The organism is Xanthomonas campestris pv. asclepiadis (assembly GCF_020784175.1).
In the GTDB taxonomy this organism is placed as follows: Bacteria; Pseudomonadota; Gammaproteobacteria; order Xanthomonadales; family Xanthomonadaceae; genus Xanthomonas; species Xanthomonas campestris_D.
The window spans coordinates 120,682-136,600 of sequence record NZ_JAJGQM010000001.1; the positions used below are offsets into that span (position 1 = coordinate 120,682).

Consider the following 15,919-nt stretch of genomic DNA (forward strand, 5'->3'; position numbering starts at 1 on the left):
GCGTAGCGCCGGAGGCGCCTCGCAGCCCATACTAGCTAGCTGCCAATCCCGAATGCGAATCCCCAATCCCCGCTCTAATGGACCGCATCATCGCCAGCAGTGCCACCCGCGAAGACGATGCCGCCGATGCGAGCATCCGTCCCAAGCGCCTGGCCGACTACCTCGGCCAGCAGCCGGTGCGCGAGCAGATGGACATCTACATCCAGGCGGCCAAGGCGCGCGGCGAGGCGATGGACCATGTGCTGATCTTCGGCCCGCCGGGTCTGGGCAAGACCACGCTCAGTCACGTCATCGCCAACGAGCTGGGCGTGAACCTGCGCTCGACCTCCGGCCCGGTGATCGAAAAGGCCGGCGATCTGGCCGCGCTGCTGACCAATCTGCAGCCGCACGACGTGCTGTTCATCGACGAGATCCATCGCCTCTCGCCGGTGGTGGAAGAAGTGCTGTATCCGGCGATGGAAGATTTCCAGATCGACATCATGATCGGCGACGGCCCGGCCGCGCGCTCGATCAAGATCGACCTGCCGCCGTTCACCCTGATCGGTGCCACCACCCGCGCCGGCCTGCTGACCGCGCCGCTGCGCGACCGCTTCGGCATCGTGCAGCGGCTGGAGTTCTATTCGCCGCAGGAACTGACCCGCATCGTGATCCGCTCGGCGGCGATCCTGGGCATCGACTGCACACCCGAAGGCGCGGCCGAGATCGCACGCCGCGCGCGCGGCACCCCGCGTATCGCCAACCGGCTGCTGCGGCGGGTGCGCGACTTTGCCCAGGTCAAGGCCGCCGGGCATATCGATCTGCCGGTGGCGCAGGCGGCGATGCAGATGCTCAAGGTCGACCCGGAAGGCTTCGACGAGCTCGACCGGCGCATGCTGCGCACCATCGTCGAACACTTCGACGGCGGCCCGGTCGGGGTGGAATCGCTGGCCGCCTCGCTGTCGGAAGAGCGCGGCACGCTGGAAGACGTGATCGAGCCCTACCTGATCCAGCAGGGCTTTTTGATCCGCACCGCGCGCGGCCGCATGGTCACCACCAAGGCCTATCTGCACCTGGGCCTGAAGCCGCCGCGCGACCGCTCTCCGCGCATCGGCGAACCAGGAGACCTGTTCTGATGACGCTCCGTTCGTCGCTCGCCCGGGCCGTCTCGACCCACACTCCGTGCCCATGACCACCGATTCCCGACTCCCTATTCCCGAATCCCCGCCTGTATTCAGTTGGCCGACACGCGTCTACTGGGAAGATACCGACGCCGGGGGCGTGGTCTACCACGCGCGCTACGTCGCTTTCATGGAACGGGCGCGCACGGAGTGGATGCGCGCGGCCGGTTACGGGCAGGAACGCCTGCGCCAGCAGCACGAGCTGGTGTTCGCGGTCCGCTCGATGCAACTGGATTTCCTCAAGCCGGCCCGGCTCGACGATGCGCTGTCAGTGTCGGCGGTGTTGCTGCGATGCAAACGGGCCAGCCTGCTGTTTGCGCAGTCGGTACGTCGCGAGGGCGAAGTGCTGCTGACCGCCGAGGTGCGCATTGCCGCACTCGGTACCGGCGACTTCCGCCCGCGCGGGATGGACGATGCGCTGTATGACGTGTTGAAAGCTCTAGAAACCCCAGAATCCGATTACTGAGGAACAAACGGATGTCGATTGCATTGCTCCTGGCCCTGCAGGACACGGTAGTGGAAGCACTACCGCAGGACGTTGCCGCCGCTGCGGCACAGACCGCCAGCGTGGCGCACAACAGCAGCATCAACTATGTCGATCTGATCCTGCGGGCGAGTATCCCGGTCAAGATCATCGTGTTGCTGCTGCTGATCGGCTCGTTCATCAGCTGGGTGATCATTTTCCGCAAGGCGCGCGCGTTCAAGCAGGCCAACCGCGAGGCGGACGAGTTCGAAAACCGCTTCTGGTCCGGTGCCGATCTGGCCAAGCTCTACGCATCGGCCACCGACCGCAACCGCACCGTCGGCGGCCTGGAGTCGATGTTCGAGAGCGGCTTCCGCGAGTTCTCGCGGCTGCGTGACCGCCGCCGGCTGGACGGGCGGGTGCAGCTGGAAGGCGCGCAGCGTGCCATGCGCACTGCCTTCACCCGCGAAGTCGACCAGCTCGAGCGCAATCTCGAATTGCTGGCCAACATCGGCTCCACCGCGCCGTACGTCGGCCTGGTCGGCACCGTGTTCGGCATCATGGTGACCATGCACGACATGGTCAGCAGCGGCGAGCAGGCCGGCATCGCTGCCGTCGCGCCGGGTATCTCCGAAGCCCTGTTCGCCACCGCCATCGGCCTGTTCGTGGCGATTCCCGCCGTGTGGGCCTACAACCGCTTCACCACCCGCGTGGAACGGCTGTCGGTGCGCTACGAGACCTTCGCCGACGAGTTCAGCTCTATCCTGCAGCGCCAGGCCGGCGCGGACGAGTGATGCGCGTGCCCTGCGACAGCTGGCAGGCAGGCGAATCCCGCGCCATGGCCCGCGCATCCCGGTGCGCGGTTGAGGCAGGTGTGACGTTCGCTCATGTCCGTTTCGCACTGCGCAAGGCTTGGACAGGCCAGCCACTCGCGACAGCTCGCACACGCATGTGCGAGGGATCGGATGGGCGAGTCCCTCGCAAGAGCCCGCACATCCATGTGCGGGGGATCAATAGGAACGTTCCGCGATGATTTCCGGTATTTCCCGCCGTAAGAAGCGCAAGCTCAAATCCGACATCAACGTCGTGCCGTACATCGACGTGATGCTGGTGCTGCTGATCATCTTCATGGTGACCGCACCGCTGCTGACCCTGAGCACCGACGTCAACCTGCCGAGCTCGCGCGCCAAGGCGCTGGAGAGCAAGCAGGATCCGGTCGTGGTGGTGGTTGCCGCCGACGGCCAGCTCGCCTTGCAGCTGCCCAAGGGCAAGCCGCAGGCGATGGACGTGGCGGCGTTGCAGGCGCAGCTGGCCGCCATCGTGGCGCAAGACAAGGACGCGCGCGTGGTCGTGGCCGGCGATCGTGCCGCGCCGTATCAAAAGATCATGGACGCCATCGACGTGCTCAAGCAGGCCAAGGTCGAGAAGGTCGGCCTGATCTCCGACTCCGGCGGCACTGCAGGCAGCGATGCACGCTGACGCACTCCCCACCCAGACGGCGCGCGAGGATGGCTGGCTACGGCCGGTCATGCTGGCCCTGGTCGTGCACGTGCTGGTCGCGCTGGTGTTCATCGCCGGCTGGCTGTGGTCGCCCGAACGCTCGGTCGAGCCCGCGGCGGGCGATCCCAGCATGGAAGCCTCGCTGGACGTGTCCGCGGCCGAAGCGCGCGTTGCGCGCCAGGCGCTGAAGGCCACGCCGGTGGAGGCGCCGCCACCGCCGGCACCGCTGCCCGAACCGGCACCGGAAGATACCGTGCCGCCGCCGCAGCCGATTCCCGAACCGCGTCCGCAGGATGCGCCCACGCCACAACAGGCGCAGGCGCAGGAACGCGTCGCGCAGCCGGACAAGGTCGATCAGGACCGCGTCGACGCGCTGGCGCTGTCGGCGGAAAAGGCCAAGCAGGAACAGGAGGCCAAGCGCCGTCAGGAACAGATCGATCTGACCGAGCGCAAACGCCAGGAAGAGGCCGAGCAGAAACTGCGCCTGGCCAAGCAGCAGGAAGAAGCCGACGCCAAGAAGAAGCAGGCCGCAGCGCAACAGGCTGCCGCCGATGCCGAACGCGAGAAGAAGATCGCAGACATCCGCCGTCAGCGCGAGCAGGCCACCAAGGAAGCCGCATTGGCCGAGCAGAAGTTGCGCCAGGTTGCGGCAGCGCGTGCGCAGCAGGCCTCGTCGGCTGCCGCGGCAAATGCGCAACCGACTGCAGGGCAGGGCGGTACCAATACCGATCTGTCGGCCAAATATGCCGCGGCGATCCAGCAGAAGGTGCTGGCGCAGTGGGTGCGTCCGCCGTCGGTGCCGCCGGGCCAGAAGTGCAGCATCAACATCCGCCAGTTGCCGGGTGGCACCGTGATGGAAGCCAAGGTGGCGCCGGGTTGCCCGTACGACGAGGCCGGCCAGCGCTCGATCGAAGCCGCGGTGCTGAGCGCCCAGCCATTGCCGTACCGTGGGTTCGAGTCGGTGTTCCAGCGCAACCTGACGTTTGTGTTCACCCCGCAGGACTAGCAAGCCCCAGATCGGGCGCGCGGCCGCATGACCTGCGCTGCGCCTCGGTCGGGATGTAGATTTGCGGGTGTGTGGCCGGCTGCCTGGCGCAGTTCTGCCGGGTGGATAGTGCTGCGCCACCGCACGCCTGCTCGCTGGTCTGGCCGATGGAACGCCCGATGGTTGACCACTCGCTCCATTTTCACGCTGTCTCGTTCACGATTGCGAGTATGTTCACTCGCTGATTGGTATCCCTTGCACACTTTTCCTGCCCGATCCGAGCCGTCCATGAAAAAACCGCTGCGTTGGCTAGCTGCCTTGACCGCCCTGTTGTTGCCGCTGAGCGCATTCGCGCAACAGCAAGGGCTCACCATCGATATCGTGGGCGGTAGCGCTTCGGCGACGCCGATCACCGTCGTGCCCATGCCGTATCAGGGCTCCGGCACTGCGCCGCAGACCGACGTGTCTGCAGTTGTTGGTGCCGATCTGGACCGTTCCGGCCAGTTCCGCACGCTGCCGGTTGCGCAGATCGTCGAAAAGCCGACCCGCGGCACCGAGGTGCAGTTCCAGACCTGGCGCACGCTCAAGCAGAACTACATCGTGGTCGGCCGCGTCATGGATGCCGGCGAAGGCGCCTACCGCGTGGAGTACGAACTGTTCGACGTGGCCAAGGGCGAGCGCATGCTTGGTCTGGCAATGACTGCGCGTGCCAATGCGATGCGCGATGTCTCGCACCAGATGGCCGATGCGATCTACGAAAAGATCACCGGCGTGCGTGGCGCGTTCTGGACCCGGATCGCCTATGTGACCGCCAGCGGCAAGGGCGGCGCCATGCGCTATGCGCTGATGGTGGCCGATTCGGACGGCTACAACCCGCAGACGATCGTGCGCTCGGCCGAGCCGCTGCTGTCGCCGAACTGGAGCCCGGACGGCAAGAAGCTGGCCTATGTGAGCTTCGAGCGCGGCAATTCCTCGATCTACCTGCAGGACATCGCCACCGGCGCGCGTGAACTGGTGTCCAGCTTCCGCGGCATCAACGGTGCGCCGTCGTTCTCGCCGGACGGTCGCCGCCTGGCGCTGGCGCTGTCGCGCAGCGGCAACCCGGAAATCTACGTCATGGACCTGGGCAGCAAGCAGTTGACCCAGCTGACCAACCACTTCGGCATCGACACCGAGCCGACCTGGGCGCCGGACGGCGGCAGCATCTACTTCACCTCCGATCGCGGTGGTCGTCCGCAGATCTATCAGGTGGCCGCAAGCGGCGGCAGCGCCAACCGCGTGACCTTCCAGGGCAACTACAACGCCACCGCCAGCGTCTCGTTCGACGGCAAGAAGATCGCCGTGGCGCAGGGCAGCGGCAATAGCTATCGCATCGCCATGATGGATCGCAGCCTGGGTTCGCCGAGCTGGAGCACGCTCTCGCCGGGCTCGCTGGACGAGTCGCCGAGCTTCGCGCCGAACGCCAGCATGGTGCTGTACGCCGCACGTGAGGGTGGTCGCGGCGTGCTTTACGCCGTCTCCTCCGACGCTCGCGTTCGCCAGCGTCTGGTCCTGGCCGATGGCGATGTGAGAGAACCTGCATGGGGGCCTTACCGAACCGCGCATTAATGTTAATATTTCGCTGCGTTAAACCACTCATTGGCCCAGAGCCTCCATAGGTATCCCATGAACAAGTCCACCCGCGTCTTGCTTGTCTCCCTGTTGTCCGTTGCCGTGCTGGCCGGTTGTTCGAAGAAGGTGAAGGAAACTCCGCCTGCTCCGACTGACACCACCGCTGGTTCCTCCGTCCCCACCGGCCCGTCCACCGCTGGCCTGTACGGCCCGGGCGACCTGGATACCGATGCCTGCCTGCGCCAGCGCGTTGTCTACTTCGATCTGGATCAGGACTCCCTGAAGCCGGAATTCCAGGCCATCATGGCGTGCCACGCCAAGTACCTGCGTGACCGTCCGTCCTCGCGCATCACCCTGCAGGGCAATGCTGACGAGCGCGGTTCGCGTGAGTACAACATGGGTCTGGGCGAGCGTCGCGGCAATGCCGTTTCGTCGTCGTTGCAGGCTGCCGGCGGTTCCGCCAGCCAGCTGACCGTCGTCAGCTACGGTGAAGAGCGTCCGGTCTGCACCGAAACCAGCGAAAGCTGCTGGTCGCAGAACCGTCGCGTTGAAATCGTGTACACGGCTCAGTAAGAAGCGATGCGCTTTCGAGTGACATCCCTGTTCGTCGCGACGGCCCTTGTGGTCGCCGCGCCGGCGCACGCGCAGCGAGCCAGTCTCGCTGATCGTGTTGCCGTTCTCGAGCAGCAGCAGGCCAACAGCCAGGCCAACAACGATCTCCTCAATCAGCTGCAGCAGGCGCGTTCGGACCTGCAGGGCTTGCGAGCGACCGTGGAACAGCTGCAGCACGACAACGAACAACTCAAGCAGCAGTCCAAGGACCAGTATCTGGATCTGGACGGACGCCTGAATCGGCTGGAAGGTGCAGGTGGCGCAACGCCGCCATTGCCATCGCCCACCGGCAGCGTCACACCTGCCCCGGCTCCGGCCGCGCGGCCTGCAGCGGCGGCAACTTCCGAGAAGCCGCCCAGCGTGCATGGCGATCCAGGCACGATGGCCGTCAGCAACGACGAACGCACTGCCTACAATGTCGCCTTCGATGCATTGAAGAACGGCAAGTACGACGATGCCTCGCAGTTGTTTTTGAGCTTCCTGGAGCTTTATCCAAACGGCGTCTACACCCCCAATGCCTTGTATTGGCTGGGTGAGAGTTACTACGCCACCCGAAATTTCCAGCTGGCCGAGGCGCAGTTTCGCGATCTGGTCAGCCGCTATCCCACGCATGACAAGGCCTCTGGCGGCCTGTTGAAGCTTGGCCTGTCGCAGTACGGCGAAGGCAAGAACGACGAAGCCCAGCAGACCTTGCAGCAGGTCGCATCGCAGTATCCCGGCTCCGACGCAGCGCGCGTGGCCCAGGAGCGTCTGCAGTCCATCCGTCTCGGCCAGCAACTGCGCTGAGCTCGCGCGTTCGCGCCCTAGGGCGTGACGCATACTTTGCCCATGAACGCCGCCGCCGTCCCCAGCGAGATCGTCCAGTCGCCGTTGCCGCGATTGAAGATCACCGAAATCTTCCTGTCCCTCCAGGGCGAAGCCGAGGCCGCCGGCTGGCCGACCGTATTCGTGCGTCTGACCGGTTGCCCGCTACGCTGCCACTACTGCGATACCGCCTACGCCTTCCACGGCGGTGAATGGCACGACATCGATGCGATCGTCGCCGAGGTCGCCGGCCATGGCGTGCGCCACGTCTGCGTGACCGGCGGCGAGCCGCTGGCGCAGAAACGTTGCCTGGTGCTGCTGCAGAAACTGTGCGATGCCGGCTTCGATGTTTCGCTGGAGACGTCTGGCGCGCTGGATGTGTCGGCGGTCGATCCACGCGTCTCGCGCGTGGTCGACATCAAGACCCCCGCATCCGGCGAGCAGCAGCGCAATCGCTGGGAGAATCTGCCGCTGCTGACCGCACGCGACCAGATCAAGTTCGTGATCTGCAGCCGCGCCGATTACGAATGGTCACGCGAGGTCGTCGCGGCCCACGCGCTGGACCGCCGGTGCACGGTGTGGTTTTCGCCCAGCAAGAGCGAAGTGACGCCGCGGGAGCTGGCCGACTGGATCGTGGCCGACCGCCTGCCGGTACGCTTCCAGATGCAGCTGCACAAGCTGCTGTGGAACGATGAGCCGGGGCGCTAAGCCCGAGCGATAGAGCGACCGCGCTCACTCAAAAAAGGCGGGCGCAGCCGGTTGCCCGCAATCGGCATGCCACGCATCCACTGCTGGCATGCCGTTCGCCCCCGCCTGACGATCACCCGCAACGCTCAGTTGCTCGCACTGATCCCGGGTGCAAGGCGCTGCCTGCCAGGACACGGCCGTCTGCGCTTACGCGGCGATCCTGTTCAATTCTTCGACGGCATCGGCCGGCAATTTCAGTTCCGCTGCGAACAGATTGGCGCGCAGATGCGCTACCGACGAGGTTCCCGGAATCAGCAGGATGTTGGGCGAGCGCTGCAGCAACCAGGCCAGTGCCACCTGCATCGGGGTTGCGGCCAGGCGCTCGGCCACAGCGGCGAGCGTGGACGATTGCAACGGCGAGAAGCCGCCGAGCGGGAAGAACGGCACGTAGGCAATGCCGTCGCGCGCGAGCGCGTCAATGAGTGCGTCGTCGTGTCGATGCGCGATGTTGTACATGTTCTGCACGCAGACGATGTCGGTCATGGCACGTGCCTCGGCCACCTGCGTCGCAGTGACATTGCTGATGCCGATGTGCCGCACCAGGCCATCGCGCTGCAGCGCGATCAGGGTCTCCAGCTGTTCGGCAATCGAGCCTTCCGCCGGTTCCTGCGTCTTGAACATCACGCGCAGGTTGACCACCTCCAGCGTCTCCAGCTCCAGGTTACGCAGATTGTCGTGCACCGCCTCGACCAGTTGCTGTGGCGAGAAGGCCGGTAGCCAGGATCCGTCCTTGCCACGGGCACCGCCGATCTTGGTGACGATGGTCAGCGCCTGCGGGTAGGGATGCAGTGCCTCGCGGATCAGCTGGTTGGTGATGTGCGGCCCGTAGAAATCGCTGGTGTCGATATGATTGATGCCCAGCGCAACGGCTTCGCGCAGCACCGCCAAAGCGCCCTCGCGATCCTTGGGCGGGCCGAACACGCCAGGCCCCGCAAGCTGCATTGCACCGTAGCCGATGCGGGCGACGTTGCGATCTCCAAGAAGAAACGTGCCGGCTTTTTCGATGTTGGTCATGGCGTGGCGCTCGCGTGTCGTTGAGCCAACAACGATAGGAAACGTGGTGCGGCATGTGAATTCGCATTTGCTGCGATGCCAGTTCACTCCCGCCAAGGCTTGCGGCATATGGGCGCAGACGCGTCGGCTGAGCGGATCGTCCGGCGGGATGTGCCGGAGTTTCAGGTTTTGCCGGCTCCGCCGGCAGTGCTTTCGCCGCGTTTCTTCGCAACCGTCGCTGCCATGTTGTGTCTTTTGCGTTGACAGACTCCAACGGGCGGAGCGAGTATTCCAGCGTCGCCGCACAATCGGCGACCGGGATTGGTCTCCCGATTACTCAGGCGCACCAGCGCCCATCGATCGATGCAAGGCGCTTTTTTGTTGCCCGGCATCGAGCGGGGTGCGTGCTTGCCATGTTTATGGCGGGCGGTACGCGGGGGGCTTCGGCCCCGCCGGTCCCTGAGTCCGGTAGACCAACCCGTGCCGTCCGCCACCCCGCTTGGTCTCGGGTTGGCGGACTCCAATCTACTCAGGAGTTCTGCATGTACTACGACACCCAAGGAGTATCCGCGTCTGCGGCAGGCCGAATTGGCCGCCATTTCAATTTGACCGCCAGCGCTCTCGGATGGAACAGTGCCGCTTCGTTCGACATGACGCCGAGCCTCGCAGGCACGAACAAAGCCATCCACACCGTTGCGTCTGCCTATCTTCCTCTCGTTGCAGTGATCGTTTGCCCCAATTTGGAGCCGCAGCGATGAGCCTGGGCAAACAGTTCCGCGTCTGCACGGGCGTCGTCCTCAGCTTCGAGATGATGCAGGGCTATGTGCTGGCCATGCTGCATTCCGACGCGCAGCCCGATGCCTCGCCCGTCCTGATCGCTTGCGAAGCCACCGGCTTTGACGACATCCTGCCGGGCGGCGATGCGCAGAGCGTCGTGCTGGGCCGGCTGCATGTCTGCATGCGCGTGGACGCTGCAGTGGACGTGCTCACGTGGCTGCGCAAGCAGGCGCGCGCCGTTGGGGCCGCGCGACGAACGCGGCGCGTGCAATCGCGTGTCCAGAAGACGCGAGCCAGGTGATCAGCGGGAACGACACGGCCGCCAGCGCCGGGCCGGGGACCTGACGGACGGCGCAGCGTGATCGGGCAGGGAGGTACTGGCTTGGGCGGCGCCGCGTGCGCTGCGGTAGGCGCAGCACCCCATCCAACTGCGTGGCCGGAGCATGGTCCCCGGCCATGCACTTGCAGGTGAATTTTACGCAGGCACAAAAAAAGCGCCCTGGGCGCTCTTCAAGCTGCTGATTTGATGGTGGGCCGTGATGGATTCGAACCATCGACCAAAAGATTAAAAGTCTTCTGCTCTACCGACTGAGCTAACGGCCCACTGTCCCGGCAGTGCGCCGGGGTGCGCATTCTACCCTACAGCGGCGTCAAGGCGAAATGGCGTAGTGGGTGGGGTCCGGGACGCCGGCGTCGGCAAAACCGGCCGCGCGCAGGCGGCAGGCGTCGCAGTGGCCGCAGGCGCGTCCGTCGGCGTCGGCGCGGTAGCAGGACACGGTCAGGCCGAAGTCCACGCCCAGGCGCACGCCTTCACGCACGATGTCGGCCTTGCTGAGGAACTGCAGCGGCGCATGCACACGCAGCCCGGCGCCTTCCACGCCGGCTTTGGTGGCCAGGTTGGCCAGCACTTCGAAGGCGCGCACGAATTCGGGCCGGCAGTCGGGGTAACCCGAATAATCGACCGCATTGACGCCGCAGAACAGGTCGTTGGCGCCGATCACCTCGGCCCAGCCCAGCGCCAGCGACAGCATGATGGTGTTGCGCGCCGGCACGTAGGTGACCGGAATGCCGGCGCCACCGGCATCGGGCACGTCGATGTCGTCGGTGAGCGCCGAGCCGCCGATGCTGCGCAGGTCCACGTCCACCACCTTGTGCGCGATGACGCCCTGCGCCGCGGCCACGCGCGCGGCGGCGTCCAGCTCGGAGGTATGGCGCTGGCCGTAGCGCACGCTCAAGGCATGCACGGCGAAGCCCTGCTCCTGCGCAAGCGCGATGACGGCAGCGGAATCCATGCCCCCGGACAACAGAACAACGGCTTTTTTCATGACGGATCGGCAATCACAACGGAATAAGCGGAAAGGCTAGCAGGCTCGGCGTGGCACGGCGACCTGGCAGTCGCTGCGCCGGCAGCGCGATGCCGGGCAACGCGGCTGTGCCAACAGCGCGCGGGTAGGGTGGCGACCGCATCTGTACGTCAATTCGGTGCGACATCCTGCCGGCAGTTGCACACCTCGGGCTTCGGAGGTGCCTGCCCGCTTCGCGTGCGGCACGGCCGGGTCTCAGCGCAGGCTCGCGGCCGCCGCCTTGCGCAAGGCCTGGCCAAGCTGCTGCAAGGCGCGCGAGCGCACTGACGCGCATTGCCAGTACAGCGGCACATCGAGCCAGCGGCCGGGATCGATGATGACGACCTGCTTGTCACGCACGGCCGGGGTGACCATCGATTCCGGCGCCAGACACCATCCTAGTCCGCGTGCGGCGGCTTCGACAAAGCCGGTCGAGGTCGGCAGGTAGTGGATCGGTGGCGCCATCTGCACGCGGGTGATGCGGCGGACGAAGCGCGTTTGCAGCGTGTCCTTTCGGTTGAACACCAGCATCGGTGCGTGGGCCAGGGCCGCTGCGCTGAAGCCTTGCTTGAAATGCGTCGCAACGAATGCGGCCGATGCGATGGCGTGGTAACGCATGACCCCCAGCGCGTGTACATTGCAGCCCTGCAATGGCTTGCGCTCGGCAGTGACGGCGCCAAGCACCGCGCCCGATCGCAATAATTCCAGGGTGTGGTCCTGGTCGTCCATCTGCACATCGAAAAGAACGCCGTGCTCACGGTGCAGCGCCGACAAGGCCGACAGAAACCAGGTCTGCAGCGAGTCGTCGTTGACGGCGATGGCCAGCGTGCGCGGATGCCCGGCAGTGCTGTCGCCGGGAAGGAAATCGGCGATCGCTTCGGATTCCAGTACCTGCATCGGCTTTACCCGGCGTAGCAGGCGCTCGCCGGCCGGGGTAGGGCGGCAGGGAGCTTTCCGGATCACCAGCACCTGACCAAGCCGGTCTTCCAGCGCCTTGACCCGTTGCGAAATCGCCGACGGCGTCACCGACAGACGCTGCGCGGCGGCATCGAAGCTGCCCTCCTCGAGGACGGCGGCGAATGCAGCCAGTTGCGGATGCAGAAGGTCCATGGCGCTCGGCAGGATTAGAAATCCTAATCAGCATACAGAAGATTTAGTTTTCCTAATTACAGTGAAACGCTCAGCATCTGCCTCCTGTGATCCGGGAGATGCTCGTGTTCCTTCAAGCCGCAATCTCTGGCTTCATCGCCAGCGCAGGTCTCATCATCGCAATCGGTGCGCAGAATGCGTTCGTGCTGCGGCAGGGACTGCAGCGCCAGCATGTCGGTCTGGTGGTGGCGATCTGCGCGTTCGGCGACATCGCGCTGATCGTGCTGGGTGTGGCCGGGATCGACGTGCTGGTGACGCAATGGCCGGAGCTGCTGCAGGGACTTCGCTATGCGGGGGCTGCATTTCTCGCGGCATATGGCGCGCTGGCTGCGCGCAGGGCCTGGTGTGGCACCAGCGGGTTGGCGCCGTCGCAGACCGGCGCGGAGCGTTGGCAGCGCGCCATGCTGGCGTGCCTGGCATTTACCTTTCTCAACCCGCACGTCTATCTGGACACGATGCTGCTGCTCGGCAGTCTGGCCGCGCGCTACCCGGGCCAGTTGCGTTGGGCGTTCGCGTCGGGCGCATGCCTGGCCAGCATCGCGTGGTTTTCCGGCCTGGGCTATGGTGCGCGCTTGCTGCAGCCAGCCTTCCGCGATCCGCGCGCATGGCGTGTGCTGGATGCGGCGATCGCAGGATTCATGCTGGTGCTGTGCGCGCTGTTGCTGCTGCCTGCGCAGGCGCTACCCTGAGGCCTCACTGTCCTGGAGCTGTTGTCATGTCGCCGCTGCGCGTCTCTACCGATCAATCCGAGCTCGATATTGCGCTGATCCATCGCTACCTGGCGCAGCACAGCAGCTGGGCCAGGGACATCCCGCTTGCGGTGGTACAGCGCTCCATCGCCAATTCGCTGTGCTTCGGCGGGTTTCTGGAGGGCAGGCAGGTCGCCTTTGCGCGGGTGGTTTCGGACTACGCAACCGTCGCCTATCTGGGCGATGTGTTCGTGTTGCCCGAGCATCAGGGCAAGGGCTATGGCAAGGCAATGATGGATGCGGTCATGGCGCACCCCGATCTGCAGGGGCTGCGCCGTTTCAGCCTGGCCACCAGCGACGCGCACGGTCTTTATGCGCGCTACGGCTTCACCCCGCCGCTGTCTCCGCAGTCGCTGATGGAGCGCTATCTTCCCGGCCTCTATACGCGTTAGCGTTGTAGTGCCTTCTACCTCGACGCCGCACCGGCATGGTGCGGCGTCGAGGCAGAAGGGCGCTTCCACGTGCTGCCGCGCTGCGTGAAGCGAGCCGCGCAATGCGACCTCGCCATGGCGCAGTGCCGGCCGCTGGCTCAGGCGGTGCGGACCTTGCTCAGCAGCTGTGCGACCGGTGCTGCTGCGCGCGTGGCGGGCTGCCGCGTCTGCCGTGCGTCGATCTTGAAGATCGCCACCCCATCGGTGAGCTGCACCGCCTGCTCTTCCATTGCGCGTGCGGCAGCAGTGGCTTCTTCCACCAGTGCGGCGTTCTGCTGCGTGGCTTCGTCCATGTGCGTGATGGTCTGGTTGACCTGCTCGATGCCGGCCGACTGCTCCTGGGAGGCTGCAGAAATCTCGCCCATGATGTCGGTGACGCGTTGCACGCTGGCCACCACCTCGCCCATGGTCTTGCCGGCGCTGTGCACCAGTGCCGAACCCTCGGCCACGCGTTGCACCGAGTCGTCGATGAGGTCCTTGATCTCCTTGGCGGCGCCGGAGGACCGCTGCGCGAGCGTGCGTACCTCGGAGGCCACCACGGCAAAGCCGCGACCCTGTTCGCCGGCACGTGCGGCTTCCACCGCCGCGTTCAACGCCAGGATATTGGTCTGGAAGGCGATGCCGTCGATGACGCTGATGATATCGGCGATCTTCCTGGACGAGGCTTCGATACCGGTCATGGTGTCCACCACCTTGCCGACCACCTCGCCACCTTGCGAGGCAACGCGTGCGGCGCCGATCGCCAGCTGATTGGCCTCGCGCGCGCTTTCGGCATTCTGCTTGACGGTGGAGGTTAGCTCTTCCATCGATGCTGCGGTTTCTTCGAGATTGGCCGCCTGTTGTTCGGTACGTTGCGATAGGTCCTGGTTGCCGGCGGCGATTTCGCTGGCCGCGGAGTTGATCGACACGGCCGATTCCTGGATGTTGCCGACGATCTGCGCCAGCTGGCTGGCCGTGGCGTTGGCGTCATCGCGCATCTGTGCAAACACGCCGCGGAACTCGCCACTCATGCGTGCGGTGAGGTCGCCAGCGGCGATCGACTGCAGCAACGACGACAGCGACTGCAGATTGCCGTCGGCCGTGGACATCAGGTGGTTGAGGCTTTCGACCATGATGCGGAAATCGAACTGGAAGCGCTCGGCATCGCCGCGCGCGCTGAAGTCGCCATTGGCGGCCGCCTGGGCGAGATGCTTGATCTGGTGATTCATCGCCGACAGGTTGAGCTTGACCTGCGACATGGTGTCGCTGAAAACGGCTTTTTCGCCCGGCAGCGGCTGCATGTCTTCGGAGAGTTCGCCAACGGCGTACCGTCCCATGATGCGTGCCAGATCGGTCTGCACTGCCACGTGCGAGGCAACCAGCAGGTTGGTGTCGTTGGCCATGCGCCCGTAGTCGCCCGGGAATGCCGCCGCATCGATACGGAAGCTGATCTGGCCGTTGTCGTGATGCCTGGCCATGTCGGTTTGGGCGGTGATCAGATTACGCAGCTGCAGCTGCATCTTGTCCATGGCCTTGAGCAGACGGCCGGTTTCGTCGGTGGCGCTGGTGTGCACATCGTTGTGCAGGTTGCCGGCTGCGATGGCTTCTGCAGTGCGGGTGGCCTGGCTGAGCGGCTGGGTCAGGCTGCGTGTGATCAACCACGAGAGCAGGCCGCTGATGACCAGTGCGGCAATGCCGCCAGTGGCCAGGGTAATCTTCCCATTGTGCATCGATGCAACCGCGGCCGCATAGGCATCCTTGCTGAGGCGGCGCTCCAGTGCAGCGTTCTCGCGGATCGCCGTCTGCTGGGCGTCCATGGCCGCTGCGGCATCGCCTTGCAAGAGCGCCTGCGCTTCCTGATTCTGATCGCGGAGGCCGTATTCGAGAATCTGGTTATTGAGCTTGACCGAGATGTCGCGCTTTTCCTGCACCAGGTCGAGCGCCTGTTTTTCGGGCGCGCTGCTGGGCAGTGCGACCAAGGCGTCGTGTGCCTGCTTGTAGCGTGCGCGGTTCTTGTCGATCATGTCCATCGCGCGACGGTTGGCTGCTTGGCCAGCGACCATGACGATATCGCGCAGGCCGATTGCCACATTGGTGTTGGCGTCGAGCATTTCCGAGGACAGCTGGATCCTCTCCATGTTGCTGTTGACGATGGTGTCCAGCTCGAAACGGGCGTTGGACATGGTGACCAGACCGGTCGCAACAAGCAGGCCCGACAATAGGATCAAGATGCCAAAGGCCATGCCCAGGCGACGGCCGACATTGAGGCGTTGCAGATATGTGTTCATTACCGCATCCAGGTAGTGCAGCTGAGGGGCTCGATGAATGGGTCATCCATCAGAGCGTCTTGCCCAGCTAGCGGCCGGATTGCGACGAGCTAAAGGTTCGTATTTGAAATTACTTATATTGAATTCATCGTGTGGAAGAAATTTCCCGACGGCCGTCCGCAGCGGCCTGACACGCGCGCAGAAACGGCGTCGTTATTGCGTTGCTGCTGGATCGAAGCATGCCAACGGCGGAACGATTCTCCGACATTCTGCCGACAGGCGGCAACGTACCTGGAGCAAACCAGATGCTGAGACAGGATCCAATTTGCCATGTGTCGCGACACAGGCAATA

The 15,919-nt window shown here is 65.0% G+C and carries 17 protein-coding genes and 1 tRNA gene; 13 read left to right on the plus strand and 5 right to left on the minus strand.

Translation table 11 applies throughout. The features are described from left to right. Positions 1–77 precede the first annotated feature (77 nt). The 9 genes from ruvB (at position 78) to queE (ending at position 7,840) form a co-directional block, all read left to right on the plus strand. On the plus strand, positions 78–1,112 hold the full coding sequence (ruvB, locus tag LL972_RS00475; protein ID WP_228325944.1) for a Holliday junction branch migration DNA helicase RuvB: 1,035 nt from the start codon (positions 78–80) through the stop codon (positions 1,110–1,112). A gap of 52 nt (positions 1,113–1,164) precedes the next feature. Next, complete coding sequence (ybgC, locus tag LL972_RS00480) at positions 1,165–1,623, plus strand: tol-pal system-associated acyl-CoA thioesterase (RefSeq protein WP_228325945.1); 459 nt, start codon at positions 1,165–1,167, stop codon at positions 1,621–1,623. An 11-nt stretch (positions 1,624–1,634) separates the two neighbouring features. After that, complete coding sequence (tolQ, locus tag LL972_RS00485) at positions 1,635–2,414, plus strand: protein TolQ (RefSeq protein ID WP_016904125.1); 780 nt, start codon at positions 1,635–1,637, stop codon at positions 2,412–2,414. A 235-nt stretch (positions 2,415–2,649) separates the two neighbouring features. Further along, a complete protein-coding gene (gene tolR / locus LL972_RS00490) occupies positions 2,650–3,099 on the plus strand; it encodes a protein TolR (protein ID WP_016904126.1) in 450 nt (149 codons plus the stop codon). Beyond that, a complete protein-coding gene (gene tolA, locus LL972_RS00495; RefSeq protein ID WP_228325946.1) occupies positions 3,089–4,126 on the plus strand; it encodes a cell envelope integrity protein TolA in 1,038 nt (345 codons plus the stop codon). Before tolR ends, tolA begins: the two co-directional genes overlap by 11 nt. A gap of 267 nt (positions 4,127–4,393) precedes the next feature. After that, positions 4,394–5,713, plus strand: coding sequence for a Tol-Pal system beta propeller repeat protein TolB (gene tolB, locus LL972_RS00500; RefSeq protein ID WP_228325947.1), 1,320 nt, complete (start codon positions 4,394–4,396; stop codon positions 5,711–5,713). Between the two features lie 57 nt (positions 5,714–5,770). Beyond that, on the plus strand, positions 5,771–6,289 hold the full coding sequence (gene pal / locus LL972_RS00505) for a peptidoglycan-associated lipoprotein Pal (protein WP_228325948.1): 519 nt from the start codon (positions 5,771–5,773) through the stop codon (positions 6,287–6,289). Positions 6,290–6,295: 6 nt separating this feature from the next. Next, positions 6,296–7,114 (plus strand): tol-pal system protein YbgF, encoded by an 819-nt coding sequence (ybgF, locus tag LL972_RS00510; RefSeq protein WP_228325949.1) that lies wholly within the window; start codon positions 6,296–6,298, stop codon positions 7,112–7,114. Between the two features lie 42 nt (positions 7,115–7,156). Next, the gene (queE, locus tag LL972_RS00515; RefSeq protein WP_228325950.1) at positions 7,157–7,840 is read left to right on the plus strand and encodes a 7-carboxy-7-deazaguanine synthase QueE; all 684 of its coding nucleotides are present in this window, start codon (positions 7,157–7,159) and stop codon (positions 7,838–7,840) included. 186 nt (positions 7,841–8,026) lie between these two features. On the opposite strand, the gene LL972_RS00520 is transcribed toward queE, so the two are convergent. Continuing rightward, on the minus strand, positions 8,027–8,893 hold the full coding sequence (locus LL972_RS00520; RefSeq protein WP_228325951.1) for an aldo/keto reductase family oxidoreductase: 867 nt from the start codon (positions 8,891–8,893) through the stop codon (positions 8,027–8,029). Between the two features lie 521 nt (positions 8,894–9,414). Between LL972_RS00520 and LL972_RS00525 the strand changes: the two genes are divergently transcribed. Then, positions 9,415–9,630 (plus strand): hypothetical protein, encoded by a 216-nt coding sequence (locus tag LL972_RS00525; protein WP_228325952.1) that lies wholly within the window; start codon positions 9,415–9,417, stop codon positions 9,628–9,630. After that, on the plus strand, positions 9,627–9,950 hold the full coding sequence (locus tag LL972_RS00530; protein ID WP_228325953.1) for a hypothetical protein: 324 nt from the start codon (positions 9,627–9,629) through the stop codon (positions 9,948–9,950). Before LL972_RS00525 ends, LL972_RS00530 begins: the two co-directional genes overlap by 4 nt. A 226-nt stretch (positions 9,951–10,176) precedes the next feature. Here LL972_RS00530 and LL972_RS00535 read toward each other — a convergent pair. From LL972_RS00535 to LL972_RS00545, 3 genes are all read right to left on the minus strand, one after another. Next, positions 10,177–10,252 (minus strand) — tRNA-Lys (locus tag LL972_RS00535). Positions 10,253–10,299: 47 nt separating this feature from the next. Next, on the minus strand, positions 10,300–10,974 hold the full coding sequence (queC, locus tag LL972_RS00540; protein WP_104584688.1) for a 7-cyano-7-deazaguanine synthase QueC: 675 nt from the start codon (positions 10,972–10,974) through the stop codon (positions 10,300–10,302). A gap of 234 nt (positions 10,975–11,208) precedes the next feature. Then, a complete protein-coding gene (locus LL972_RS00545) occupies positions 11,209–12,102 on the minus strand; it encodes a LysR family transcriptional regulator ArgP (protein WP_228325954.1) in 894 nt (297 codons plus the stop codon). Positions 12,103–12,200: 98 nt separating this feature from the next. On the opposite strand from LL972_RS00545, the gene LL972_RS00550 reads away from it, so the two are divergent. Both LL972_RS00550 and LL972_RS00555 read left to right on the plus strand, forming a co-directional pair. Then, positions 12,201–12,830: a LysE/ArgO family amino acid transporter gene (locus LL972_RS00550; protein ID WP_266104428.1), complete on the plus strand. Its 630-nt coding sequence runs from the start codon at positions 12,201–12,203 to the stop codon at positions 12,828–12,830. 26 nt (positions 12,831–12,856) lie between these two features. Then, a complete protein-coding gene (locus LL972_RS00555; protein WP_228325956.1) occupies positions 12,857–13,282 on the plus strand; it encodes a GNAT family N-acetyltransferase in 426 nt (141 codons plus the stop codon). A gap of 137 nt (positions 13,283–13,419) precedes the next feature. On the opposite strand, the gene LL972_RS00560 is transcribed toward LL972_RS00555, so the two are convergent. Then, positions 13,420–15,588, minus strand: a complete 2,169-nt coding sequence (locus LL972_RS00560; protein WP_228325957.1) for a methyl-accepting chemotaxis protein — start codon at positions 15,586–15,588, stop codon at positions 13,420–13,422. Between the last annotated feature and the right edge of the window lie 331 nt (positions 15,589–15,919).